At 37.4% G+C, this 23,557-nt stretch carries 20 protein-coding genes and 4 tRNA genes; 6 read left to right on the top strand and 18 right to left on the bottom strand.

Annotation, left to right across the window (positions count from 1 at the left end; genetic code table 11):
- Positions 1-408: 408 nt before the first annotated feature.
- From FHR29_RS18060 to upp, 5 genes are all read right to left on the bottom strand, one after another.
- Positions 409-981 (bottom strand): Crp/Fnr family transcriptional regulator, encoded by a 573-nt coding sequence (locus FHR29_RS18060; RefSeq protein WP_183916162.1) that lies wholly within the window; start codon positions 979-981, stop codon positions 409-411.
- A gap of 196 nt (positions 982-1,177) precedes the next feature.
- On the bottom strand, positions 1,178-1,708 hold the full coding sequence (locus tag FHR29_RS18055) for an AAA family ATPase (protein ID WP_183916160.1): 531 nt from the start codon (positions 1,706-1,708) through the stop codon (positions 1,178-1,180).
- A 34-nt stretch (positions 1,709-1,742) separates the two neighbouring features.
- Positions 1,743-2,348 carry a nicotinamide riboside transporter PnuC gene (pnuC, locus tag FHR29_RS18050; protein ID WP_132843893.1) on the bottom strand — a complete coding sequence of 202 codons (606 nt, stop codon included), beginning with the start codon at positions 2,346-2,348 and terminating at the stop codon, positions 1,743-1,745.
- Positions 2,349-2,501: 153 nt separating this feature from the next.
- Positions 2,502-2,975 (bottom strand): ribonuclease H-like YkuK family protein, encoded by a 474-nt coding sequence (locus FHR29_RS18045; protein ID WP_132843891.1) that lies wholly within the window; start codon positions 2,973-2,975, stop codon positions 2,502-2,504.
- Between the two features lie 118 nt (positions 2,976-3,093).
- A complete protein-coding gene (gene upp, locus FHR29_RS18040) occupies positions 3,094-3,738 on the bottom strand; it encodes a uracil phosphoribosyltransferase (protein WP_021190634.1) in 645 nt (214 codons plus the stop codon).
- Between the two features lie 152 nt (positions 3,739-3,890).
- On the opposite strand from upp, the gene uvrB reads away from it, so the two are divergent.
- Positions 3,891-5,921 (top strand): excinuclease ABC subunit UvrB, encoded by a 2,031-nt coding sequence (gene uvrB / locus FHR29_RS18035; protein WP_183916158.1) that lies wholly within the window; start codon positions 3,891-3,893, stop codon positions 5,919-5,921.
- 22 nt (positions 5,922-5,943) lie between these two features.
- Here the strand turns inward: uvrB and FHR29_RS18030 are convergent, their stop codons facing one another.
- Entirely contained in the window at positions 5,944-6,366 is a 423-nt protein-coding gene (locus tag FHR29_RS18030) for a hypothetical protein (protein WP_183916156.1), read from the bottom strand.
- 162 nt (positions 6,367-6,528) lie between these two features.
- Here FHR29_RS18030 and proB point away from each other — a divergent pair, with 162 nt between their 5' ends.
- From proB to FHR29_RS18015, 3 genes are read left to right on the top strand one after another with little or no spacing between them, the layout of a single operon-like run.
- Positions 6,529-7,563 carry a glutamate 5-kinase gene (gene proB / locus FHR29_RS18025; RefSeq protein WP_183916154.1) on the top strand — a complete coding sequence of 345 codons (1,035 nt, stop codon included), beginning with the start codon at positions 6,529-6,531 and terminating at the stop codon, positions 7,561-7,563.
- Between the two features lies 1 nt (position 7,564).
- A complete protein-coding gene (locus FHR29_RS18020; protein ID WP_260292198.1) occupies positions 7,565-8,812 on the top strand; it encodes a glutamate-5-semialdehyde dehydrogenase in 1,248 nt (415 codons plus the stop codon).
- A gap of 1 nt (position 8,813) precedes the next feature.
- Positions 8,814-9,212, top strand: coding sequence for a hypothetical protein (locus tag FHR29_RS18015; protein ID WP_132843887.1), 399 nt, complete (start codon positions 8,814-8,816; stop codon positions 9,210-9,212).
- 97 nt (positions 9,213-9,309) lie between these two features.
- On the opposite strand, the gene FHR29_RS18010 is transcribed toward FHR29_RS18015, so the two are convergent.
- Positions 9,310-10,449 (bottom strand): acyl-CoA dehydrogenase, encoded by a 1,140-nt coding sequence (locus FHR29_RS18010; protein ID WP_183916151.1) that lies wholly within the window; start codon positions 10,447-10,449, stop codon positions 9,310-9,312.
- A 180-nt stretch (positions 10,450-10,629) separates the two neighbouring features.
- Here FHR29_RS18010 and FHR29_RS18005 point away from each other — a divergent pair, with 180 nt between their 5' ends.
- Positions 10,630-11,265, top strand: a complete 636-nt coding sequence (locus tag FHR29_RS18005) for a peroxiredoxin (protein ID WP_183916149.1) — start codon at positions 10,630-10,632, stop codon at positions 11,263-11,265.
- A gap of 70 nt (positions 11,266-11,335) precedes the next feature.
- On the opposite strand, the gene FHR29_RS18000 is transcribed toward FHR29_RS18005, so the two are convergent.
- Together FHR29_RS18000 and FHR29_RS17995 are read right to left on the bottom strand one after the other, a co-directional pair.
- Positions 11,336-12,448, bottom strand: a complete 1,113-nt coding sequence (locus FHR29_RS18000; protein ID WP_243655489.1) for a trypsin-like peptidase domain-containing protein — start codon at positions 12,446-12,448, stop codon at positions 11,336-11,338.
- Between the two features lie 26 nt (positions 12,449-12,474).
- Positions 12,475-13,044 carry an RNA polymerase sigma factor gene (locus FHR29_RS17995; protein ID WP_183916147.1) on the bottom strand — a complete coding sequence of 190 codons (570 nt, stop codon included), beginning with the start codon at positions 13,042-13,044 and terminating at the stop codon, positions 12,475-12,477.
- A 339-nt stretch (positions 13,045-13,383) separates the two neighbouring features.
- Between FHR29_RS17995 and FHR29_RS17990 the strand changes: the two genes are divergently transcribed.
- Positions 13,384-17,427 (top strand): glycoside hydrolase family 2 TIM barrel-domain containing protein, encoded by a 4,044-nt coding sequence (locus FHR29_RS17990; RefSeq protein ID WP_221197865.1) that lies wholly within the window; start codon positions 13,384-13,386, stop codon positions 17,425-17,427.
- A 413-nt stretch (positions 17,428-17,840) separates the two neighbouring features.
- Here the strand turns inward: FHR29_RS17990 and FHR29_RS17985 are convergent.
- From FHR29_RS17985 to FHR29_RS17945, 9 genes are all read right to left on the bottom strand, one after another.
- Positions 17,841-17,914: transfer RNA gene (locus FHR29_RS17985), tRNA-Asp, on the bottom strand.
- A 14-nt stretch (positions 17,915-17,928) separates the two neighbouring features.
- Positions 17,929-18,005: transfer RNA gene (locus FHR29_RS17980), tRNA-Asp, on the bottom strand.
- Between the two features lie 26 nt (positions 18,006-18,031).
- Positions 18,032-18,108 (bottom strand) — tRNA-Asp (locus tag FHR29_RS17975).
- A 48-nt stretch (positions 18,109-18,156) separates the two neighbouring features.
- Positions 18,157-18,233 (bottom strand) — tRNA-Asp (locus tag FHR29_RS17970).
- 73 nt (positions 18,234-18,306) lie between these two features.
- Positions 18,307-19,380: a peptide chain release factor 1 gene (gene prfA, locus FHR29_RS17965; RefSeq protein WP_132772513.1), complete on the bottom strand. Its 1,074-nt coding sequence runs from the start codon at positions 19,378-19,380 to the stop codon at positions 18,307-18,309.
- A gap of 92 nt (positions 19,381-19,472) precedes the next feature.
- Positions 19,473-19,802, bottom strand: coding sequence for a multidrug efflux SMR transporter (locus FHR29_RS17960; protein ID WP_021189301.1), 330 nt, complete (start codon positions 19,800-19,802; stop codon positions 19,473-19,475).
- 62 nt (positions 19,803-19,864) lie between these two features.
- Positions 19,865-20,443, bottom strand: coding sequence for a Crp/Fnr family transcriptional regulator (locus tag FHR29_RS17955; protein ID WP_132772511.1), 579 nt, complete (start codon positions 20,441-20,443; stop codon positions 19,865-19,867).
- Positions 20,431-21,180 (bottom strand): UDP-2,3-diacylglucosamine diphosphatase, encoded by a 750-nt coding sequence (locus tag FHR29_RS17950; RefSeq protein ID WP_183916143.1) that lies wholly within the window; start codon positions 21,178-21,180, stop codon positions 20,431-20,433. The genes FHR29_RS17955 and FHR29_RS17950 overlap by 13 nt, the downstream gene beginning before the upstream one ends.
- Positions 21,181-21,281: 101 nt before the next feature.
- On the bottom strand, positions 21,282-23,456 hold the full coding sequence (locus FHR29_RS17945) for a M1 family aminopeptidase (protein ID WP_183916141.1): 2,175 nt from the start codon (positions 23,454-23,456) through the stop codon (positions 21,282-21,284).
- Between the last annotated feature and the right edge of the window lie 101 nt (positions 23,457-23,557).

The following is a 23,557-nucleotide window of genomic DNA, read 5'->3' as shown; positions in this document are numbered from 1 at the left end:
GTAAAAAGCCTCAATTGATTTCAATTGAGGCTTTTTTGTTTATTGCTGTTGGTCGCTTTCACATAACTGACCATGCATTCATAAAGGTGAAAATAATCAGTAATGTAATTAAGATATAATGTTCTTTAAATTTTATGAGTAGAATATAAACTAGAATAATTGGTAATATTAATTGAAATATAACATATACGATCATGTCTAGCTGTAATGTATACCGATCATAAGTTTCATTGATTCTACTATCTTCTATTTTTGTGCAGATATAAAACCATAATAGATATTGATAAGCATTCAATAGGATGCTTAAATAGGAAATAATTAAAATAAGCTTTTTCATAATTATGTAAATGAATTGTTTACCAAACTTATTTTAATATTATCTTAATCAATTTGACAAATGTCAAATAATTATGTATTTGCTCTGATCCGACTTAATGTTGATAAATTAATGCCTAAATACGAGGCAATATATCTTAATGGTATTCTTTTAAGAGCCTGTTGGTTTTCTTCAATAAATTGGAAATAACGATCTTTTGCAGATAACATTCTTAAATTATAAATGCGTTTTTCTGAATTTATATAGTATTCCTCCGTCATTCTTCTTCCGAAATAATTGAATTCTGGGAAATCTTCATATATTCTTTCTAATTGTTTTTTGGGAATTTTAATTATTTCACAATCTTCAATAGTTTCGATCGCTTCTACAGATGGTTTATTGCTAAAAAAACTAAATACAGATAAAACCAGATCATTTTCAAATAATAAGCTTGAGGTTTGATTATTTCCCTGTTGATCGTAAGAGTGAATTCGAATGGAACCCGAAAGAATAAAATAAATGTGTTGACTGATTTGTCCTTCTTTGAGTAATTTGGTTTTTTTTGGATAGTGAATAATTTCAGTGTATTCGTCTAAAAAGTTGATTAATCCTCTTGATGGTTCTTTATACTTAAAGAAAATTCTAGCAATTTTTTCTGTATTCATAAATTGGTTCAGTTCTGCTACAAAGCCTATTGCATGTTAAAATACGATTTATTTTGCGGTAATAACAAGATAAAATCTTTTTTATGATCAATATTACTTTTGACATTTCTATAACCGGAATCTATGAATTTCTATAACCGGAATCTATGAATTATGAACGAGCTTCGATATCAGTTTAATACAAATGGCAAAAAAGTTATTTGCTTTTAATCGCCTTAAGTGCATTTTCAAAACGTTCAGCTCCTAATCCGGAAATAATGGCATATCGAGCATTGAGTTGATTTAATTCCTGTTTCCACACTTCCATAAAGTGTTCACGTTGCTCCGGGAAATCGCGTAATGGATCTTCCTCCCATGGTAGGTCGATATCCATGAGTAGGAAAAGGTCATATGGTCGTTGTTGTATTTCGTTTTTTACTTCCTGAGGTGTATTACCAAAGAGATGATCACACCAGATTTTGACAGTCAATATCGTTGTATCACATATCAACATATTATTATAGGCTAAAGGTATTAAAGTGTCTTCAAGCGCGATTTGTCCATAATACATATTAACTTCATCTTGCAGCGTGTATTCATTATGCAAGTTTTTACAATATTCACGTGCAAATTCAGGCACGCAAACCGTGCTGAAATGTCTTGCTATAGCCTGAGCAATCGTTGATTTACCTGTTGATTCAGGTCCAACGACAGCGATCTTCATTAATTCTGGATTTGATGTACTCATTTGTGCGCATAAAGTTAGGCATCTTGTTTGGACATTATTGCATAAAAGTACGATAAGTGGACTTCCAGTCTCTATAGCCTCCCCAAGCAATCACGGCAAATACAAAATATAGAATCGCCGTTAGCAATAAACCTTTATGTAGGTAAAGTGGAATATAACAGATATCTACAAAAACCCACAGTAGCCAGTTCTGCAGTACTTTTCGTGTCATTAAAAATTGTGCAACAAAGCTTACGGCAGTGCAAAAACCATCTGCATATGGAACGTCTGAATCGGTCAGCTTTTGTAGAAAAGTGCCAAGCAAAGCAGTCAGGATTCCGATAGTAATTATCGTGAACAGCATTTCACGTTTTGTAAAGGAGACAATAGGCTTATCGTTTTCTCTGATTTTCTTTGACCAATAATACCAGCCATAAATGGCTGTACCTAAAAAATAGAGTTGTAATACAGCGTCCCCATATAATTTACTATGATAGAAAATATAGCCATAGGTCACCACACTGATTACGCTGATGGGCCAATTAAGGATATGTTGTTTAGCGGCGAGATAGACACATAAAAAACCGGTGATGGTACCGATCCATTCAAGCATGGTCGTCTGGGCAAATTGTTGTATAATCTGCTGTATAATTGCTGGCATAGCTCTCGTGTCTTTAGAAGTAAAGATACGAATTTAGCAAAACCGTTCATTTGTCCAAAAGTAATTTTAGGACATCAACACTTTAAGATGAATTTCGCACTATTAGAGCTATCGTATCGAACGATCTTTAAGGTGCTCAGTCACTATTTTCATTTATTGTACTTGCTTGTTTGCACAAGTCGTACTGGCAAATGATTCTGGTTTTGCCTTGAACACAAAACCCATTCCCATAATGTAACCCATGGCTTCTTTTAATGCGACATTAGATTGAAAATTAGGGTTGGTATTAATGTCTGCATGGACTTCCAAATCGATTTGGTATTGCTCTAGGAGTGGACAAAGTGCGTAAGCAACGTCGATGGATTTTTGAACTTCGAGGAGCATCCGTTCTTTAATGCCCATCAGGTGATTTCTTTTATCTTTATGTACGAACATAAATCCGCCTCGGTGTTCTCGGAGGAAAACAATAACGGTTGCAAAATCAATAGTTCCTCTTTTAATCTGTGAATCTGTCCCGATATAGACTTTGAGCTTATTGCCTAGATCTATTTCTTTTAAGATGTTGGTTTCAACAGCATCCCATATGGATGTCTTGATGCTTTCGCCATTGTATTTTTGCCAAGTCATATAAAGATAAGTTAGTTTGTGTATGTGCGTATTTCATTTTGTTGTTTAAATTTACTGATATATAATGTGTTAAGAGCGGTGCTCTGTATTAAGTTTTTACTACTAAATTATTAAAAAACTAATGCTTATTTCCAAAAGCAAGGTCTCCCGCATCGCCTAAACCGGGTACAATGTACGCTTTGCTTGTCAGTTCATTATCTACTGCTCCGACCCATATTGTCGCTTTGGGTAAGAATGCCTGCACATGTCTAATACCTTCTTCGGAAGCGATGGCAATAACAATATGTAATTCTCTAATTGCATAATCATTTAAAAGATCCTTACAGCATAGTACTGCGCTTTTTCCGGTGGCGAGCATCGGATCGGCAACAATGACAATTTTGTTATCCAGATTTGGGGTGTTTACATATTCTTTATGGATTTCAAATTCACCACTTTTCTTGGTGTGACGATAGGCCGCAATAAATGCACTGTCCGAGTGATCGAAAACATTCAACAAACCTTGATGTAAGGGTAATCCTGCTCGCAGAATAGTTGCCAAAACGGGTTGATCAAGGAGCATCTGCGTATTTGCAACACCCAATGGAGTTTCTACATCTACAGGTGCATAAGTCAGTGTTTTACTGATTTCATAGGCAAATATTTCCCCAAGGCGTTCTAGATTGCGCCGGAAGCGCATGCGGTCTTTCTGAATGTTGACATCACGTAGTTCGGCAATGTATTGATTTGCGATGCTGTTCTGTGTGCTGAGGATATTGAGCATATCGTGTAGATTTTAGTGATTATACCAATTTACACAAATATTATTACTTATTGTTTGTTTAAACGGAAAAATAGTTGTGAATAGCAGACTCATTGAATAATATAAATGCCTCATTTATTTTGATTAAATTTGTATTACTTGAATAAGATTTTATGAAGTTCCAACTTACGTCTGAATATAAGCCTACTGGAGATCAACCTACTGCAATCAAAGAATTGGTGCAGGGTTTAAACGAAGGAGAACAATACCAAACACTCTTAGGGGTGACTGGATCTGGAAAAACGTTTACAGTGGCGAATGTGATTCAGCAAACACAGAAACCGACTTTAATACTCAGCCATAATAAAACATTAGCAGCTCAGCTTTACGGAGAGTTTAAGCAGTTTTTTCCTGACAATGCTGTCAATTATTTTGTTTCTTACTACGACTACTATCAGCCGGAAGCTTTTATCGCGTCATCGAATACGTATATTGAGAAAGATCTAGCGATCAATGAAGAGATTGAGAAATTACGTCTTGCTACTACAACGGCACTGATGTCGGGAAGGCGTGATGTTATTGTTGTATCTTCTGTTTCCTGTATTTATGGTATGGGTAATCCTGAAGATTTCTCCAAGTCGATTTTTCGATTTGCTGTTGGGACAGTGATTTCCCGTAACGCATTTTTGCATCGCTTGGTTGAGATCTTGTATGCGCGTACGACGACTGAATTTAAGAGAGGTACTTTTCGTGTAAAGGGAGATACAGTAGATATTTTCCCAGCCTATTTGGATTTTGCCATTCGCGTATCATTTTTTGGTGATGAGATTGATGAGTTGAGTGAAATCGATCCGGTAACAGGAAAGACCTTAAGTAGAATGGAAGATCTAGCTCTTTTTCCTGCAACACTCTTTGTAACACCAAAGGAAAAGTTTACTTCAACGATCTGGGCAATTCAAGAAGAGATGGTGCAACGTAGAACACAGTTGGAAGAGGAAGGTAAGATGCTGGAAGCGAAACGTCTGGAAGAACGTGTTAATTACGATCTGGAGATGATGCGAGAGCTTGGCTATTGTTCCGGAATTGAAAATTATTCCCGGTTTTTTGATGGTCGTGAGCCTGGGATGCGCCCTTTCTGTTTACTGGATTATTTTCCCGAAGATTATTTACTTGTTATAGACGAAAGTCATGTAACGATTCCGCAATTACGGGCCATGTATGGTGGAGACCGTTCCAGAAAAATTGCTTTGGTAGAACATGGTTTTAGGTTACCGGCAGCGCTTGACAATAGGCCTTTGAATTTCCCTGAATTTGAATCTTTGACGAATCAGACGATTTATGTTTCTGCAACACCGGGAGATTACGAGTTACAGCAGACGGAAGGTGTTTTTGTTGAGCAAGTTATACGGCCGACAGGGTTGTTAGATCCGATTATTGAAGTTCATCCTGCGATTAATCAGGTGGATGATTTCCTTGAGGAAGCAGATAAGGCCATTAAAGCCGGAGGACGTGTGTTAGCGACAACGTTGACGAAGCGTATGGCAGAAGAGTTAACCAAATATATGACTAAGCTGCATATAAAAGTTAGGTATATCCACTCTGAAGTAAAGACATTGGAACGGGTCGAAATATTAAGAGGATTGCGTCTTGGTGAATTTGATGTTCTGGTAGGGGTTAACTTATTGAGGGAAGGTCTTGATTTACCTGAAGTAACATTAGTCGCGATATTGGATGCTGATAAGGAAGGTTTTTTGCGATCTCAGAGATCATTGATTCAGACAATCGGTCGTGCTGCGCGTAATGACAAAGGGCGTGTGATCATGTATGCAGATCGGATGACGGATAGTATGGCTGCTACTATTGATGAGACTACCCGCCGTCGTGAGAAACAAATGAAATATAACGAAGACCATCATATTACGCCTCGAACTGTCGGAAAAACTAAAGAGGAGATTATGGAGCAAACCTCGGTCGCTGATTTCAATGGACTGGAGCCGAAGATATATGTTGAGCCAGATCCTTCGGTAGCCATTGCCGCAGATCCGGTGTTACAATACCTAGGTGAGAAAGAGCTTAAAAAAGCGATCGACACAGTTCGTAAGAAAATGGAAAAGGCAGCTAAAGAAATGGACTTCTTAGAAGCCGCTAAACTTAGAGATGAGATGTTCTCCTTAGAGAAAATATTTGATGAACGATTTAAATAAAAAAAGGGCTTAAGCCCTTTTTTTATTCTTTTTCTTTATATAAAGTTTTGTCGCCTTTAATTAATGTCCAGCAATGCTGATCCTGAATTAACTTGTAATCCTGATTTTCATACTCATATTCTTTGACGTGTTTTAAGACAATGCTTTCTGGGCTTTCTTTTAGAAAAACCTCTGCGGCATGTTTCTTATCATCAATAATCAGAAATGCCGCTGTTTCATAGCTATCTGAATTATTAACGATATCCAATTGTATCTGCTCAAAAGGCCTAACACAGCTATCTTTTAAAGTTGACCAAGTGTATCCTGCACTTGCGATACAGCCGTGCTTGTCTTTATCACCGCCCACTGTCGCTGTTTCTTTGGATTGGGTAGCCTCCTTGTTCTTTTGTTGGCATGAAACGAACAAAAGCGAAGCAACCATGATACTGTTAAGTAAACGATTCATATATGATGGTGTTTTGAATTGAGAGTATTCCTACACAAATTGTACCATATAAAATATACCTTTTTGGTAGATAATTTTTCATAAACCTTTCTTTTGTCAAAACGCTTCTTTATTTTTATAAGAATAAGTAATTACCTAAACAAAATAAACACAAAAAAATATATGAAAAAGCCAATTGTTGTTATCAAGTTTGGCTCAGCTTCTATTACGACAGCGGACGGGGAGGTAGATGAACGGATCGTATTGGAGATCGCAAGACAGGTCGCTCAAATACAACAGCATTATAATGTCGTTCTGGTTTCTTCAGGAGCAGTTGCGGCAGGGAAAAAGTTTTTGACACGGTATTCGGGGACTTTGTCAGAAAGAAAGGCTGCAGCAGCTATTGGTAATCCTTTGTTATTGCAAATTTATAGTACTTATTTTCGACCCTTTAAAATTGCTTTAGCTCAAAGTTTATGTGAGCGTCAGCATTTTGCAAATAGGAATCAATTTGTGCAATTGAAAAATACTTATGAAACTTTATGGAAAAATAACATTATTCCTATTGCCAATGAAAATGATGTGGTGAGTAATAAAGAATTGAAATTTTCTGATAATGATGAGTTGGCGACTTTGATTGCAGTTGGCTTTGGTGCTGAGCAAATTTTATTTACAACTTCGGTACCCGGAGTTATGGATTCGGAAGGAATAGTTATCCCCGAATTAAAAGTGATCGATAAGGCCGCACTTTCTTTAGCAAGAACAGATAAGTCTTCTGTCGGTCTTGGTGGTATGACGTCAAAATTAAATTTTGCACGGTTGGCTAATCAGATGGGGATACGGGCTGTTATTTTTAGCATGCAAACTGAAAATGCCTTGCTGAAGGCGATCGAAGGTCAAACGGGTACGATCTGCATGGCACAGCCTAAAAAGGTTTCTTCCCGCAATAAATGGTTAGCAAGTGGAAGTTTAATTAAGGGTAAAGTAATTATTGATAGAGGTGCTGCAGAGGCACTTTTGCAACGAAAAAGTCTCTTACTTGTTGGTGTTAAAACCTGTGTTGAACAGTTTGAGGAAGGTGAAGTGTTCCATATTTTTGACGAAGATGATCAAATCATTGCTGTTGCTAAATCTAAGTGGGATATGGGCGATTTAATGAAGAATGTAAAACGTAAAGATATCATCTTAGCACATGCTGATGATATCGTATTGTTATAATATGGAAAATATCACAGAGCAATTAGAAGCAGCATTGGCTGCAACAAGGGATATAAATCAATTGGATTCAGATACAAAAGCACATATTTTAACTGATCTGGCAGAGGCATTGCGAGGACGGGTTACTGCTATTCTATTTGAAAATGAAAAAGATCTGAAATTATTAGATGCAGATGATCCGAAAAGGGATCGGTTGGTTTTGAATGCCGAAAGGATAGAGGCTTTGGCAAAAAGTGTGTTGGATGTTGCTAAACTTCCTGATCCTTCCGGAAAGTTATTAAACCAACAGGTTTTGGATAATGGTTTATTGTTGGAAAAGAAAGCAGTTCCTTTGGGGGTAGTCGCGGTTATATATGAGTCTAGACCGAATGTGACTATTGATGTGGCTGCATTATGTATTCGCTCGGGCAATGTTTGTCTGTTGCGGGGTGGCACGGATGCTTTTCATACAAATCAGATATTGGTTGAGATCATTCAAAAAGTTTTGATTCAGCATCATTTAAACCCAAATATTGTTCAATTACTGCCAACAGACCGGAAATTTGTACAAGAATTACTTACGGCAACTAAATTTGTGGATATTATTATCCCCCGAGGTTCGCAATCATTGATTGATTTTGTTCGTGCGCATGCTAAAGTACCCGTTATTGAAACAGGTGCTGGAGTGTGTCATACCTATGTAGAGCAATCAGCAACAATCGATAAGGCAGTTGCTATTGTTGCTAACGCAAAAATATCCCGACCTTCTGTTTGCAATGCATTGGATACGATATTATTAGATGAAGAGATTGCTGATTCATTTTTAGATGGAATTATCGTTCCCTTTGAAAAGGAGCGGGTGGAAGTTTTTGCTGATGAACGGAGTTATGCTATTTTAGAGCGATTGGGATATCCTTATTTGCAACAAGCAAATGAAGTTGATTTTGGGCGTGAATTTTTAGATCTTAAATGTTCAATTAAAATATTAAACGGACTGGAACAGGCTTTGACGCACATTGCTACTTATTCCTCCCGTCATTCAGAATGTATTGTCTCCAATGATTCGGAAAAATTGGAACGATTTATGAATGCTGTGGATGCCGCTGCAGTGTATGCCAATGCCTCCACGCGATTTACAGATGGTGGAGAATTTGGTTTAGGAGCTGAGATCGGTATTTCTACACAAAAGCTTCACGCTAGAGGACCTTTTGCCTTAGAAAAATTAGTGACTGAAAAATGGTATGTAACGGGTAATGGACAAATAAGATAGTATGGGAATTAGATTTGAAAGTAATTCATTGTTGAATTGGACAAATGAAATGGGTAAGTTTTTGAGATTACTTGTCGATGAACAGCATGTTTTTGATGAGCCTTCATCCATTGTATTTGATAAAGCTTACGATGAGTTTTTTAAAAAAAGCCGTCAATTTTTCTTGACGGTAACTGATGAAGCTTTATTAAGCTACGCGAAAGAAGATCTGGAAGTGGAGCAGATAAGACCATTAGCATTGGTACTGATGCACGATGGTTTGAAAAGTAAGGACGTTCAAGAACAGCAAATCTTACTTCTAAAATCTAAGTTGTTATTAAATTATGTAATGAAAGAAACCTCTAGCTTTGCATTTGAAGATTATGGCTATTTAGCAACAATAGATGGTAAGCTTGTTTAATGGCAGATAAAATTTGATCACTTTTTAATCTGCTATCCTTAAAATAGAGGAAAATAAAAAGATTCACAGGGCATGACCGGTTACCCTGTGAATCTTTTTATTTTAGTATCTCTCTAGCGATGACTAATCGCTGTATCTCAGAAGTTCCTTCATAAATCTGTGTGATCTTTGCGTCACGCATCAATCTTTCTACATGGTACTCTTTTACATATCCATATCCACCATGGATCTGAACGGCTTCAATACTTGTTTTCATCGCAACTTCGGAAGCATGTAGTTTGGCCATTGCCGCTTCTTTGCTGTAGGGCAACCCTTGATCTTTTGTCCATGCTGCTTTATATGTCAATAGTCTTGCGGCTTCTATTTCAACTTCCATATCTGCGAGTTTAAATTGGATAGCCTGATGCTCTGCAATTGGTTTTCCAAAGGTTTTTCGCTCTTTTGCATAAGCAAGAGCGAATTCATAAGCACCTGCGGCGATACCTAATGCTTGGGCCGCAATACCAATTCTACCTCCATCTAATGTTTTCATGGCAAATTTGAATCCAAATCCATCTTCACCTATGCGGTTTTCTTTAGGGACTTTAACATCAGTAAATAAGAGTGAGTGGGTATCTGAGCTTCTGATGCCAAGTTTATTCTCTTTTGGTCCGATTGTAAAACCAGGCATCTCTTTTTCTACAATCAGTACATTTATTCCGCGATGTGCTTTTTCGGGATGCGTCTGTGCAATGATGAGGCAAATATCGGCATTACCGCCATTTGTGATCCAGTTTTTAGTGCCATTTAAAAGGTAATGATCTCCTTGATCTATTGCTGTTGTGTGCTGGGATGTTGCATCGGAACCCGCTTCAGGTTCGGATAGGGCAAAAGCACCTAGCTTTTCTCCAGAAGCTAAAGGTCTTAAATACTTTTCTTTTTGCTCTTCGGTGCCGAAAGCTTCTAAGCCGTAGCATACGAGAGAATTATTAACAGACATGATCACTGCAGCTGATGCGTCGATTTTAGCAATTTCTTCCAAGACCAAGGTATAAGCTAATGCATCAAGCCCTGCACCTCCATACTTACTGTCGACCATCATGCCCATAAATCCTAATTCACCCATTTTCTTCACCTGGTCGTAAGGGAATAGTGCTTTCTCATCCCGTTCTATGACACCCGGTTTTAAATCCTGCTGCGCGAAATCTCGAGCAGCTTCCTGAATCATGCTATATTCTTCGTTTAATTCAAAATTCATAATGTGTACATTGGTAATGGTTTGTAAGTAAATATACTTATTTTATTATTATGCTCGCATAATAAAGTTTGATAATTTTTAACAGGTTTTTGTAAAAAACAAAGCTTAGATTTTGTTATGAATAAAAATCTACTATATTTGTAGAGTATATAGTGTATTACGAATTTAAAAAAGAAAGATATGAGTTTAAGATTAGGAGATGAAGCGCCAAATTTTAAAGCGCAGACGACAATAGGAGATATTGATTTCCATGAGTTTATTAAAGATAGCTGGGTTGTGTTTTTTTCGCACCCTTCTGATTATACACCTGTTTGTACAACTGAACTTGGACGGACAGCGAAATTAAAATCGGAGTTTGATAAAAGGGGTGTGAAAGCAATCGCTTTAAGTGTTGATCCTGTTCAAGATCATTTGGATTGGATACAGGATATCAACGAAACCCAGCATACTACTGTTAATTTTCCGATTATTGCTGACGAAGATCGTCATGTATCCGAATTGTATGATATGATTCACCCCAATGCTTCTGCAACGGTAACAGTACGTTCGGTATTTATTATAGGGCCAGATAAAAAAATTAAATTAACACTAACGTACCCTGCATCTACCGGTCGTAATTTTGATGAAATTTTACGTGTTATTGATTCTTTACAGTTGACTGCCGATTATTCTGTAGCTACACCTGCGGACTGGAAACATGGAGAGGATGTGATTGTGGTCCCTGCTATCAAAACAGAGGACATCCCTGCAAAGTTCCCGAAAGGCTTTAAAGAAATCAAACCTTACTTAAGAACAACTCCACAGCCTAATTTATAATTAGGAGTATATTATTCATAAAAAAAGGCATCAATTTGAATTGATGCCTTTTTTTATGGGTCTTAAATGATTAATATACTTTCACCATGTATATATAATCTTGCATTCTTTTTATTTGCTCTGTTCTTGAAAGACCAGAGAGCATATTTTTCTTATTTAATTTTACTTGCCCTTGCAATGAATCGGCAGGTATTTCATCTAATGCTTTCAATATCGATTTTGTTTTGATTGCAAAACCGGCACCATCAATCCCTCTTTGTTTACCGGAGATAATACCGATAACATTTCCTTTGGTGTCCATTACTGGACCACCGCTGTTACCTGGGTTAACAGGGATTGAAATTTGATAAGCGATTGTATCACCGGCATATCCTGTCGATGAACTCAAATATCCTTGCCCGTACACGGCCTCATCCCGTGGGAAACCTATCGTATAAATATCTTCCCCTAAATCTGATGCTGCGGTTTTAAAGGTGTATGGTAAAGTTTTGCCTCTTTTAAAGTTAGCATCTTCAATTAGTAGTATCGCTAAATCATTGCTGGCGTCCGAATGGATTACCTGTGCTTTGTATGATTCCCCTTTATTATTTTGCAGGTATATTGAATCTGCACCGCTTACAACATGGTAGTTGGTCACGACATAACCATTATTTGAAACCATAAACCCTGTAGCTCCATATTGACTGACAGAAGATTCACTTGCTTTGGTTGATTTATTATTAATACTTTTCAGCGCAGCATTATGTTCATTGACATCTTTCTTCACATTATTCATGTCACGCTTCAATGCACTGTAATCTGTATTAGCTTTATCAATATTCTTATAATATCCTGAAATCCATAAGGTGGAAAATACGGCAACTACGGCTACCGAAGCAGCTACTAATGAACTTGCTTTCAATTTTTCCCACAAAGAGATTACTTTTGTTTGCTTCATCGGAATCACTTTCGCCTGCTGATGCGATTGGTGATAACTTTTAGCGGACTGTGCGAGTTGCTGTTTGAAATCAATACGTGACTGTGTATCTTTAAGATTGTCAAGAAATTGACGGTGTTGTGTTAGCTGTGCCGAGAAAGAAGGGTTTTCTGCACAGAAAGATTCGAAAGAAGCACGCTCTTCTTTTATCATTTCATCCCTGAGATAGCGATCTGCTAATTCAAAAAACTCTTGTTGGCTCATCATACTCATTGTTTGTTATACTAATTTTTTTACTGCATGAAAAATAGTTTTTTCAATCTTTGCAGGCATTTGTATTTTTGAGTTTTGGCATTGTCTGTATTGGTATATCCAAACTTCTCGCAGATCTCCTGCATGGAATGGTTCTGGATATAGAAATCGTGGAGAATGGTTTTACAAGGTTCTCCTAAAAGAGACATTGCATGTTCCATTTGTTCAAATTTTTTGTCAAGCTCCTGATGTCGCTCGATATCATCGTTATCCGGTAACGAATCTTCATAACCTCGGATATCTACTGATCCAAAACCTGCACGATTTAACTGCTTAAGCCAAAGTCTTCGGCAAATCGAATATAGATAGGTTTTAAGTTTACTGCTTAATTCAAAATTACCTTTAGAAACCTTGTCATAAAGAACAATCACGGCCTCTTGGAAGATATCTTTTGCCTCATCTTCGCTTCCGTTATTTTGAGAAATCATATGGGCAATAGATGGATAGTATAATTCATATATTGCATCCAATGCAATACTACTACCCGATTTAATACCGGCTATGATTTGCTCATCATTCTCGAGCTTATTTGATTTACTGATCTTACTCACCTATTAATACCTTAATATAACTAATAGTAACCCAACGAGTTTAATATTTGTGTTGTTTGGTAGAAAAACCCATTCTACGTAGGGCCAAACCTACTCTTTTTTTTTGATAAGCGTAAATTTTTTAAACGAAAAAAATAGCGGTTTCGTGTGCATCAAGTTTATTTTTGATTTTGTGCACTCAGCCGTTTATGAAGCTTTCCTAATTAACTTTTTGAACAGAATGGAACTTATCCATCTTTATATATATAAATTTTACGCAATCGAATGATTAATTGTAGCTACTTGTATTTCATTATATTGCTTATATTTTTGTGGACAACCTCTATTTAATAAATGAATATGATCAAATCATTATCTATGCGAATAAGCTGTGTCATGGCAGTTTTATTAGCATCGGCCTTTCAGGCGAATGCACAAATCGGTGATCCGATTGCAGGCTTTCGTTATGGGGTCGAAACGATTCCAACAGGTAAAGAGTGGGAGTCTCCCCAAGACCTCGCGCTCAATAAGGAGCAACCCCATGCTTATTTTTTCTCTTTTAAAGATGCTGATAAGGCTCGTAAAGTATTACCGGAAAATAGTGAGTATTGGAAGTCTTTAAACGGTACCTGGAAATTTAATTGGGTAAAAACTCCTGATGAAAGACCGAAGAATTTTTTTGATCCTCAAGCAGATGTAACAGCTTGGGATAATGTTGGTGTTCCAATGAGCTGGAATATAGCGGGCATTCAAAAAGATGGTACGCTAAAATATGGTGTGCCGATCTATGTTAACCAACCTGTTATTTTTCAACATCAGGTAAAAGTGGATGACTGGCGCGGAGGTGTTATGCGTACCCCACCAAAGCATTGGACAACGTATATCTACCGAAATGAAGTTGGATCTTATAGACGCTCATTCGAAGTGCCAACTAATTGGGACGGCCGTGATATCTATATTAATTTTGATGGGGTAGATTCATTTTTTTATCTATGGATCAATGGGAAGTATGTTGGTTTCTCAAAAAATTCACGTAATGTCGCTTCTTTTAATATCACTGATTATTTGAATAAGAAAGGTGAAAATGTTGTCGCCGTAGAAGTGTACAGGAATTCAGATGCTTCTTTTATTGAGGCTCAGGATATGTTCCGTCTTCCGGGGATATTTAGAACTGTCGCTTTAACAGCAAAGCCGAAGGTTCAGATTCGTGATGTTGTCGCCATTCCAGATCTGGATGAAAAGTATCAAAATGGAACTTTAAGTATTAAAGCTGAAATCTTAAATAAAGATAAAAAAGTTGCTAAAGGTCATCAGATTAAATATAGTCTTTATGCGAATGAACTTTATAGCGATGTTAATACAGCTGTAAAATCTATTTTGGTATCGAGTGATGTGGTAGATGTTAATCCGAATACCTCATCTATCGTGAAAGCTTCTCTTCAAGTTGAAAACCCCAATAAATGGTCAGCAGAGCGCCCATACCGGTACACACTTGTTGCTGAATTAAAAGATAGTAAAAACCGTACAATAGAAACATCTTCTCTTTACGTTGGTTTCCGTAAAGTGGAAATTAAAGATACAAAGGCTTCTGATGATGAGTTTGGTTTGGCAGGACGTTATTTCTTTGTAAATGGCAAAACTGTAAAATTGAAAGGGGTAAATCGCCATGAATCAAATCCTGAGAAAGGAAAAGTGGTGACACATGAGCAGATGGAGCAAGAAATTATCTTGATGAAGAAAGCGAATATCAATCATGTTCGTAATTCACATTATCCAGATGATCCATATTGGTATTACTTATGTGATAAATACGGAATCTATTTAGAAGATGAGGCTAATATTGAAAGTCATGAATATTACTATGGCGATGCTTCTCTTTCACACCCTCCGGAATGGAAGAATGCACACGTAGCACGTAACTTGGAGATGGTTCATGCAAATGTAAATCATCCTTCTATTGTTCTCTGGTCATTGGGTAATGAGGCCGGCCCAGGAAACAACTTTGTAGCGGCATATGATGCGATTAAAAAATTTGATACATCACGTCCTGTTCAGTACGAGCGTAATAATAATATCGTTGATATGGGGTCGAACCAATACCCTTCGATCGAATGGGTTCGTCAAGCTGTAAAAGGGCAGTTTAAGATGAAATACCCGTTCCATATTTCCGAATATGCACACTCTATGGGGAATGCATCAGGTAACCTGATTGATTATTGGGAAGCAATTGAATCGACAAATTTCTTTATGGGCGGAGCTACTTGGGATTGGATCGATCAGGCCATGTATTATTATGATAAACAGTCTGGTGAAAAGTTCTTTGCTTATGGTGGTGATTTTGGTGATAAACCTAATGATGGAACATTTGTCAATAATGGTTTGATTTTCGCAGATATGAAGCCAAAGCCACAATATTATGAGGTAAAGAAAGTTTACCAGAATGTGGGCGTTAAGGCTGTTGATATTGCACAGGGTAAAATAGAAATCTTTAATAAGAACTATTTTGTTTCTTTAGCGGATTACGATATCGTTTGGTCTTTATATGAAAATGGTGTGGAGATACAGAAGCCTGTCTCAGTAGTAAAGGGTGAAACAGTTGGAGCACGTGAGAAGAAAGTGGTTACATTACCTTTGGACTTTCAAAAATTAAATAAACAATCGGAATACTTTGTTAAAGTACAGTTCTTATTAGCTAAAGATCAATTATGGGCAGCTAAAGGATATTTACAGATGGAGGAACAGTTGTTTGTTAAAGCTGCAAGTGAAAAACCTACTATAGCTGCTGTTCAGACAAACGCTAAACTAAGCATCGTTGATGAACAAAAGTTAAAAGTAATTAAAGGTTCAGATTTCATTATTAAGTTTGATACGGAAAATGGTAGTATTTATAGCCTAAACTATGCTGGTAAACAGGTTATTCGTGACGGTGAGGGACCTAAATTAGATGCTTTCCGTGCACCAGTAGATAATGATAACTGGGCTTATCAGCAATGGTTTCAAAAGGGCTTACATAATCTGAAGCACAAAGCATTATCCAGCTCGATCTACACGAGACAAGATGGAGCAATCATTCTATCATTTATGGTCGAATCGCAAGCGCCTAATGCAGCGACTATTCATGGTGGTACTTCTGGAACATATACGATTGAAGAACATAAAGACAAACCTTTTGGCGCTAATGACTTCAAGTTTACAACAAATCAGGTCTGGACAGTATATCAAGATGGTTCGCTCGAATTAGCCGCTAATGTGACATCCAATGATGAAACGTTAGCTTTAGCCCGATTAGGTTATGGTTTGCAGCTACCAGATCAATATAGCAACTATACGTATTACGGAAGAGGACCGATCAATAACTATGCAGACCGTAAAACTGCACAGAATATAGAGTTACATACGAGTACGGTTAAAGACCAATTTGTTCCATGGCCCAATCCTCAAAGTATGAGTAATAATGAAGAGGTGCGTTGGACAGCTTTAACGGATGAGTCGGGGTCTGGTGTGGTCTTTATTGCCAAAGATCATATGTCGACATCTGCATTACCGTGGAGCGAGATGGAAGTTACCTTAGCAAGTCATCCCTATAAATTACCAAAAAGCTCAGGTACACATTTACATGTGGATGCGGCAGTTACCGGTTTGGGTGGAAATAGCTGTGGGCAAGGACCTCCATTGGAACAAGATCGTGTGAAAGCAAAATCAACTTCGTTTGGCTTTATTATCCGTCCTGTTGCTAATCAGGATTATCGTCAGAAGTCTCAGGTATCTCTAGCGGGTGATGTGCCGATCTCGGTGTCAAGAAGCCGTAACGGTGATGTGCATATCGCAAGTGAGCAGGTAGGTGCGGAACTATATTATACCATTGGTAAAGGAAAGCCACAAATATACAAAGCTCCTGTTAACTTACGTGAAGGTGGTATTGTGACAGCATGGGCAAAGGGCAATGAGAAATTGAAAGCTTCCTTCCAATTTCCTAAAATAGAAAGTATCCCGATGCAAGTTGTATTTGCTTCGAGTGAAGAAACAGGGGAAGGTGAAGCTTCTAATTTATTAGATGGTGATCCAAGTACAATTTGGCATTCGATGTATTCAGTTACTGTGGCACAATATCCGCATTGGGTAGATTTTGATGCGAATGCAATTAAAACCATTAAAGCTTTTACCTATACCCCACGTCAAGGTGGTGGTAATGGTACCATTAAAAGCTATAAATTGCAAGTGAGTACAGATGGTAAGAATTGGAGCGAGCCAGTTGCTGAAGGTAATTTCGAAAATAACGGAAAACCGAAGACAGTAACTTTGGCTAAGCCAGTAAAAGGTCGTTTTATTCGTTTTACAGCATTAAGTTCGCAAAATGGACAAGACTTTGCTGCAGCTGCGGAATTCTCTGTGAGCGCAGAATAATAGCTTTATAATAAAACAAAAGAGAAGCCTTCGTATGCCTTGCATATTAAGGCTTCTTTTTTTGTCAGTATCTATATATTGATAGGAATTTTAGATTGTACATTTAATTTAGACAGTTAGCCAATGATAAGCTTGTCTTGCGCTATTATGAGTCAAAAATGATATTTAGGGACGAGTTAACACAATAATCTGCTAGATCTATCTCTGAGTTTGAAAAATAGATTAAAAGCGTTAAAATAATAGGGTATTTAGATGTTCAAGATGTTGAACATGTTTTACTTTATGCATATTTCGTATAGCTATACTAAAAGCTATCTATAGAAAATGTAATAAAAAAAGAACAGGTGAATTAGGGAGAAATCCTAATAAACAAAAAAAGCTTTCAATTTGCATTGAAAGCTTTTTTATTCCAGCGGTCCGGACGGGACTCGAACCCGCGACCCCATGCGTGACAGGCATGTATTCTAACCAGCTGAACTACCGGACCGTTTTTACTTTTTTTGGCGGTCTGGACGGGACTCGAACCCGCGACCCCATGCGTGACAGGCATGTATTCTAACCAGCTGAACTACCAGACCGAAAAATGTAAAATGTTATTTAAAATTGGCGGTCCGGACGGGACTCGAACCCGCGACCCCATGCGTGACAGGCATGTATTCTAACCAGCTGAACTACCGGACCAAATTTTAAATGTTGTTAAAGAACTATTCGAGATTACTCTCTTATTTCTGGCGGTCTGGACGGGACTCGAACCCGCGACCCCATGCGTGACAGGCATGTATTCTAACCAGCTGAACTACCAGACCGTTTACCTTCTCTCTTGAAGGTGTGCAAATATAGCGTTTATTTCTTTATTTGCTAATATTATTTTAAAAAAAACTAGTCTACGGCTCCGTCTTTCATCTTTTCTGCATTCTCAGCGAACTGTAATGCGTCGATAATCGGCTGAATATCACCGTCCAAAATAGCTGGTAAATTGTATGTTGTCATTCCAATACGGTGCTCTGTAAATCTTCCCTGAGGGTAGTTATAAGTACGAATTTTTGCAGAACGGTCACCGGTTGAGACTAAAGTTTTTCTTTTTGCTGCAATATCGCCGTTCTTTTTGTTCAATTCGATCTCGTAAAGTTTAGTACGAAGCATTTCCATTGCCAATTCACGGTTCGCTAATTGAGAACGTTCTACTTGACATACCACTACAATACCAGAAGGTTTGTGAGTCAACTGTACTTTTGTTTCTACCTTATTGACGTTCTGACCACCGGCACCACCTGAACGTGACGTATGCATCTCAACATCTCCTGGGTTGATGTCAACATCCACTTCTTCAGCTTCTGGAAGAACAGCAACAGATGCCGCAGAAGTATGGACACGACCTTGCGTTTCTGTATCAGGAACACGTTGTACACGGTGTACACCTGATTCATATTTCAATTGCCCATAAGTATCTTCACCCATTACTTTCAAGATTACCTCTTTATAGCCACCAGAAGTTCCTTCCGTTACATCCATAACCTCAACTTTCCAGCCTTTGGTTTCAAAGAAACGGGTATACATACGGTATAAATCACCTGCAAATAATGCCGCTTCATCACCACCAGTACCACCACGAATCTCTAAAATTGCATTTTTGTCATCTTCCGGATCTTTCGGAATCAGCATCATGCGGATTTCATCTTCCTTCTCTTCTTTTGCAACTAATAATTCATCAAGTTCTTCTTTCGCCATATCGCGAAGTTCTTGATCTTTCTCATTGCTGATAATATCTTTATTGGTATCGATATTGCTTACCATATTTCTGTAAATATGGTACTGATCTACGATTTTGCCTAAATCTTTGTATTCTTTATTTAATTTGGCAAAACGCTTCATATCTTTGATGGTCTCTGGATTGCTTAATTCAGCCTCCACTTCTTCCCATCTTTCTTTTATCGCCTGTAATTTTTCTAACATAATTCACATTATTCAAACCCTGCGACATGCGCAAGAGCTTTTAAGCTTACAAAAGTAAAGAAATTTTGTCGATTTAATAATAGTTCTATTGCTTAATGTGAAGAAACTGCCTTCAAGCCTACAATAGATGCGATAAGAGTGAAAATGAAGAATATGCGCCAAAAATCTGCAGGTTCTTTAAAGAAGAAGATTCCGATTAAAACTGTTCCTACGGCACCAATTCCTGTCCAAACTGCATACGCAGTACCGAGCGGTAATGTTTGCGTTGCTTTGATTAGTAAACCCATGCTTAAAAACAGGGAAAGGACAAATCCGAAATACCAAAGATACATGGCAGAACCTTCGCTTTGTTTTGCCTTTCCTAAGCAGGTGGTAAACCCAATTTCAAATAATCCACCTAAAATTAATAATATCCAATTCATAGCCTTTTTTTTTGCAAAGATGGATACAATTAGCGTAATTATTTTTTACTAATGTTAAAAAATTACCGAATGTTGGCGCGGATACGGCTTAGGGTGACTTGGGAAATTCCTAAATAGGAGGCAATGTAACCTAATTTGATACGGTTGATATAAGTGGGGTATTTATCGAGCAGATCCATATATCTACTTTGTGCAGTATTGAAAAGTTTGGACATCGCTCTCTGTTCAATTTTAATAAATTCGTACTCCGCAATTTTTCTCCCTAAGTTAGCAATGCGAATATTTTCTTCATACAACCTGAAAAGGGCGGGAGAGTTTATTTTAAATAAAGTAGCATCTTCTACAATAGCAATGTTTTCATATCCAGGCTCATTTCGGGCGTAGGTATTGATCGACATCAGCATACAGCCTGCATCATTAAAATCAAGTGTGATTTCTCTATTAGGAACTTCATAATAGACGCGTGCTAATCCTGATGATAGTATGTAGATATCATGTTGCAGTTTGTCCTGTTGTATAATGATGGTATTCCGAGGGATGTGGACTTCGGTCGTAATAGCTTCTATAGCCTCAATGTCATCTGCTTCTAAGGGGTAGTAACTCAAAAGGCAATCGCGTAAACTTTTTTTTATTTCGACCATTTTTCAAGTTTTAGTTTATGACCATCCCAGACTGCATAGGTCTGGTAATTCATCCATTCACCTAAGTTTATCACTCGGCTTTGATCCGAAAGTTTGATGTCATAAGGTAAATGACGATGTCCGAAAATGTAGAAATCATGGTGCTGCTTGGCTTCCATTTCTTTTGCATAACCAATGAGCCATTCCTGATCTTCACCTAAAAAATGCTCATCTTCATTATTAGCAAGTCGACTGTGTTTTGACCAGCGTGTGGCAATGCCGATTCCTAAATTTGGGTGCAATCTTGCAAATAGCCATTGACAGGTCTTACTTCGGAAGAATTTTTTTAAGATTTTATATTTACGATCTCCCGCACCTAAGCCATCACCATGATGGAGATAAAAAGATTTTTGATCTCGGTTTATGAGTAGTTCGTCATCGACAATAGTTGCTTGCAGTTCGTTTTTAAAATAATCGAACATCCACATGTCATGATTTCCTTTAAAGATGGCTAATTTGACTCCCTTATCCACCAATTCTGCCAGTTTTCCGAGAAAACGAATATATCCTTTTGGTACAACGGTACTGTATTCAAACCAAAAGTCAAAAATATCACCGACTAAATATAATTCAGCAACATCATCTTTAATATGATCAAGCCAAGATATAATTACACGTTCTCTTTCTTTGGATTTACTTTGTGGATAAGATCCCAAATGAAAATCCGAAGCGAAATAGATATTTTTTCCTGTTGACATGTGGTCAAAACTACCTAAATCACTTCGGATTTCAAACTTCGATAAATTTGTTTTTTACAATTCTAATTTTTAATGGAAATAACATCCATTAAAAATTAACATCAGCGTTTTTCTGTAAGCTGTTTGATGAATGGTGCTAAATATGCTTTTGCTTCGGAATCCAATGATTCAATTGATTTATTCAATTTTGAAGGAACGATTTTTTTTATGGCCAACAATGATGCACTTAATACAGCATAGGATTGTTCTTTTAGACCTTTTTCAATAATAGGCAAGTATTTATGATTACCGCTATTTCCTAATGCGACCAATGCTGAAGCTCTTACTTTCGTTTTGGGATCCTGTTGCGCCATGGAGATAATTTTTGCTTCAACACTATTTTTAACGGATGGGTCTGTTAAATCCAATCCTTGAATTGCAGCAGCTCTAAGATCTTCTTCTTTGTCGTTTAATGCTTCTATCAACAATTTTGTTGTTTCCGTATTTTTATTGTGTAAGGCATATCCAATTGCTTTAATACGGTTATAATAGGTCGGTACATTTTGATATTGATACGTATAGTCGGACATTGTTTTATTATCGATGACCTCACCAACCAATATTTTAGTAGGATCAAAATCGATAAAATCAGGCTTTTGTTCAAAAGGAAAACTAAATTCCTGTGCTCGCTGATTAATAAGAATAGTTTTAGTCTCTTTTCCATTTGCCGTATAAAAATCGATGCTTAAAGGTAAAGTGAACGTTTGTACGCTGACATCCTGCATCTGCTTAATGGCTAATTTCTGCGTCCCATTTTCATAACTATATTGGATATTTAAAATAGGATGACCGCCTTGATAATACCATTGATTGAAATATGGACTCCAATCTTTACCTGTTATTTCTTCCATAGCAAGTCGAAGCTGGTGCGTTTCTCCTGTTTTATGGGCATTGTCTGTTAAATATTTTTGTAACGATTTATAGAAAGCAGCATCTCCCATCTGATTTTTTAATGCATAGAGAATGACCGATCCTTTTGAATAGGAAATATTATCAAACATATCTTCTTTATCGTTATAATGAAAGCGTGCTAAGGTAGGGCTTATTCCATTTTTGGTCGATCTTAAATAACTTTGCAGTTTTTCAAACCGAGATTTATCTTCTTTATCTTGTCCGCCATCATGACCGCGCCATATCACCTCTCCAAATGTTGCAAAAGATTCATTCATGGTCAGATTTGACCATGATTCGGCTGTTACTAAATCACCGAACCATTGATGAAATAGTTCATGGGCAATAGTTCCTTCCTCATTATCATCTAGTAATTCCCGTGTTGTCTTTTGTACCGGTTCACCATGTAAAGTTGCGGTTGTATTTTCCATAGCTCCCGATACATAGTCTCGCGCAACTACTTGGGCATATTTATTCCAGGGATATTCTACGCCTAAAATTTGACTGTAGTAAGCCATCATTGCTGGTGTTTTGCCGAATATATCTTTCGCATATGGAGCGTATTTTGGTTCGAGGTAATAATCTACCGGAATGGATTTGTAGTGATCATTTGTTATTTTGAAATCACCAACGGCCATCATAAATAAGTATGGAGCATGAGCTTGGGTCATTTCCCAAGTATCTGTTCGGGTACCATCCGTATTTTTATGCTGTGCTGTTAACGCTCCATTAGAAAGGGTTGTATAGTGGTCCTGCACCGTAATGGAGATTTCAGAAGTAGTTTTTTGATTTGGTTTATCTATGGTAGGAAACCAGGCCGAAGAGGCCTCCGTTTCACCCTGTGTCCATATCTGGATCGGTTTATTTGGAACTTTTCCATCCGGGTTGATAAAATACAATCCTTTTGCATCGGAAATTGCCGCACTGCCTTTGGCTTTTAATTCATCTGGTTTAGAAGTGTAGGCTATATAAATGGTGTATTTCTCGGTCCCTTGAAATGGTTTTCCTAAGTTAATGAATAGCGATTCGCCATCATAATCATATTTGAGTGGTGTTTTTTGATTACCTTCTTGTAATGCAATCTCTTTTATGTCCATCCCCTTGGCATCTAAGCGTAAAGAGTCGGTCGGATAGAAGTGAGGTTTTAGCGTCAACCATTCTTCTCCATATAGGTAGCGTTTTCCGTAATCAAATTTTACATTCAGTTTAGTATGGACCAAATCATTGATTTTAGTCTCTGTGGCCCGGTATTGATTGATCGGTAACGCTTGATTAGGTTGTGCAAATACTGTTGTTAAGCTGGCAGCAGTTAGTACACTTAGCGTTAAAAATATTTTATGAATCATTCGATGTTAATTTATACTTAGGCAATTTGCGATATTTTCTGTAGTAAACGAATTTTGTTGAAAAAATGTTTGCCTAATCTAATTATTTAAGCGACGCTGAA

Source organism: Sphingobacterium sp. JUb56 (assembly GCF_014191365.1).
Classification (GTDB): Bacteria; Bacteroidota; Bacteroidia; order Sphingobacteriales; family Sphingobacteriaceae; genus Sphingobacterium; species Sphingobacterium anhuiense.
The sequence above is the reverse complement of the archived record's forward strand: the minus strand, read 5'-3'. Positions and strand labels throughout refer to the sequence as shown.

What these genes read in the sequence shown, in the direction of transcription:
- FHR29_RS17990 (WP_221197865.1), top strand. Translation starts at nt 13,384, where the DNA reads ATGATCAAATCATTATCTATGCGAATAAGCTGTGTCATGGCAGTTTTA.
- FHR29_RS18055 (WP_183916160.1), bottom strand. Translation starts at nt 1,708, where the DNA reads ATGAGTACATCAAATCCAGAATTAATGAAGATCGCTGTCGTTGGACCT.
- FHR29_RS18030 (WP_183916156.1), bottom strand. Translation starts at nt 6,366, where the DNA reads ATGAATCGTTTACTTAACAGTATCATGGTTGCTTCGCTTTTGTTCGTT.
- upp (WP_021190634.1), bottom strand. Translation starts at nt 3,738, where the DNA reads ATGCTCAATATCCTCAGCACACAGAACAGCATCGCAAATCAATACATT.
- FHR29_RS18005 (WP_183916149.1), top strand. Translation starts at nt 10,630, where the DNA reads ATGAGTTTAAGATTAGGAGATGAAGCGCCAAATTTTAAAGCGCAGACG.
- FHR29_RS17950 (WP_183916143.1), bottom strand. Translation starts at nt 21,180, where the DNA reads ATGTCAACAGGAAAAAATATCTATTTCGCTTCGGATTTTCATTTGGGA.
- FHR29_RS18060 (WP_183916162.1), bottom strand. Translation starts at nt 981, where the DNA reads ATGAATACAGAAAAAATTGCTAGAATTTTCTTTAAGTATAAAGAACCA.
- prfA (WP_132772513.1), bottom strand. Translation starts at nt 19,380, where the DNA reads ATGTTAGAAAAATTACAGGCGATAAAAGAAAGATGGGAAGAAGTGGAG.
- FHR29_RS18020 (WP_260292198.1), top strand. Translation starts at nt 7,565, where the DNA reads ATGGAAAATATCACAGAGCAATTAGAAGCAGCATTGGCTGCAACAAGG.
- pnuC (WP_132843893.1), bottom strand. Translation starts at nt 2,348, where the DNA reads ATGCCAGCAATTATACAGCAGATTATACAACAATTTGCCCAGACGACC.
- FHR29_RS18010 (WP_183916151.1), bottom strand. Translation starts at nt 10,449, where the DNA reads ATGAATTTTGAATTAAACGAAGAATATAGCATGATTCAGGAAGCTGCT.
- uvrB (WP_183916158.1), top strand. Translation starts at nt 3,891, where the DNA reads ATGAAGTTCCAACTTACGTCTGAATATAAGCCTACTGGAGATCAACCT.
- FHR29_RS18015 (WP_132843887.1), top strand. Translation starts at nt 8,814, where the DNA reads ATGGGAATTAGATTTGAAAGTAATTCATTGTTGAATTGGACAAATGAA.
- FHR29_RS17960 (WP_021189301.1), bottom strand. Translation starts at nt 19,802, where the DNA reads ATGAATTGGATATTATTAATTTTAGGTGGATTATTTGAAATTGGGTTT.
- FHR29_RS18045 (WP_132843891.1), bottom strand. Translation starts at nt 2,975, where the DNA reads ATGACTTGGCAAAAATACAATGGCGAAAGCATCAAGACATCCATATGG.
- proB (WP_183916154.1), top strand. Translation starts at nt 6,529, where the DNA reads ATGAAAAAGCCAATTGTTGTTATCAAGTTTGGCTCAGCTTCTATTACG.
- FHR29_RS17955 (WP_132772511.1), bottom strand. Translation starts at nt 20,443, where the DNA reads ATGGTCGAAATAAAAAAAAGTTTACGCGATTGCCTTTTGAGTTACTAC.
- FHR29_RS18000 (WP_243655489.1), bottom strand. Translation starts at nt 12,448, where the DNA reads ATGATGAGCCAACAAGAGTTTTTTGAATTAGCAGATCGCTATCTCAGG.
- FHR29_RS17945 (WP_183916141.1), bottom strand. Translation starts at nt 23,456, where the DNA reads ATGATTCATAAAATATTTTTAACGCTAAGTGTACTAACTGCTGCCAGC.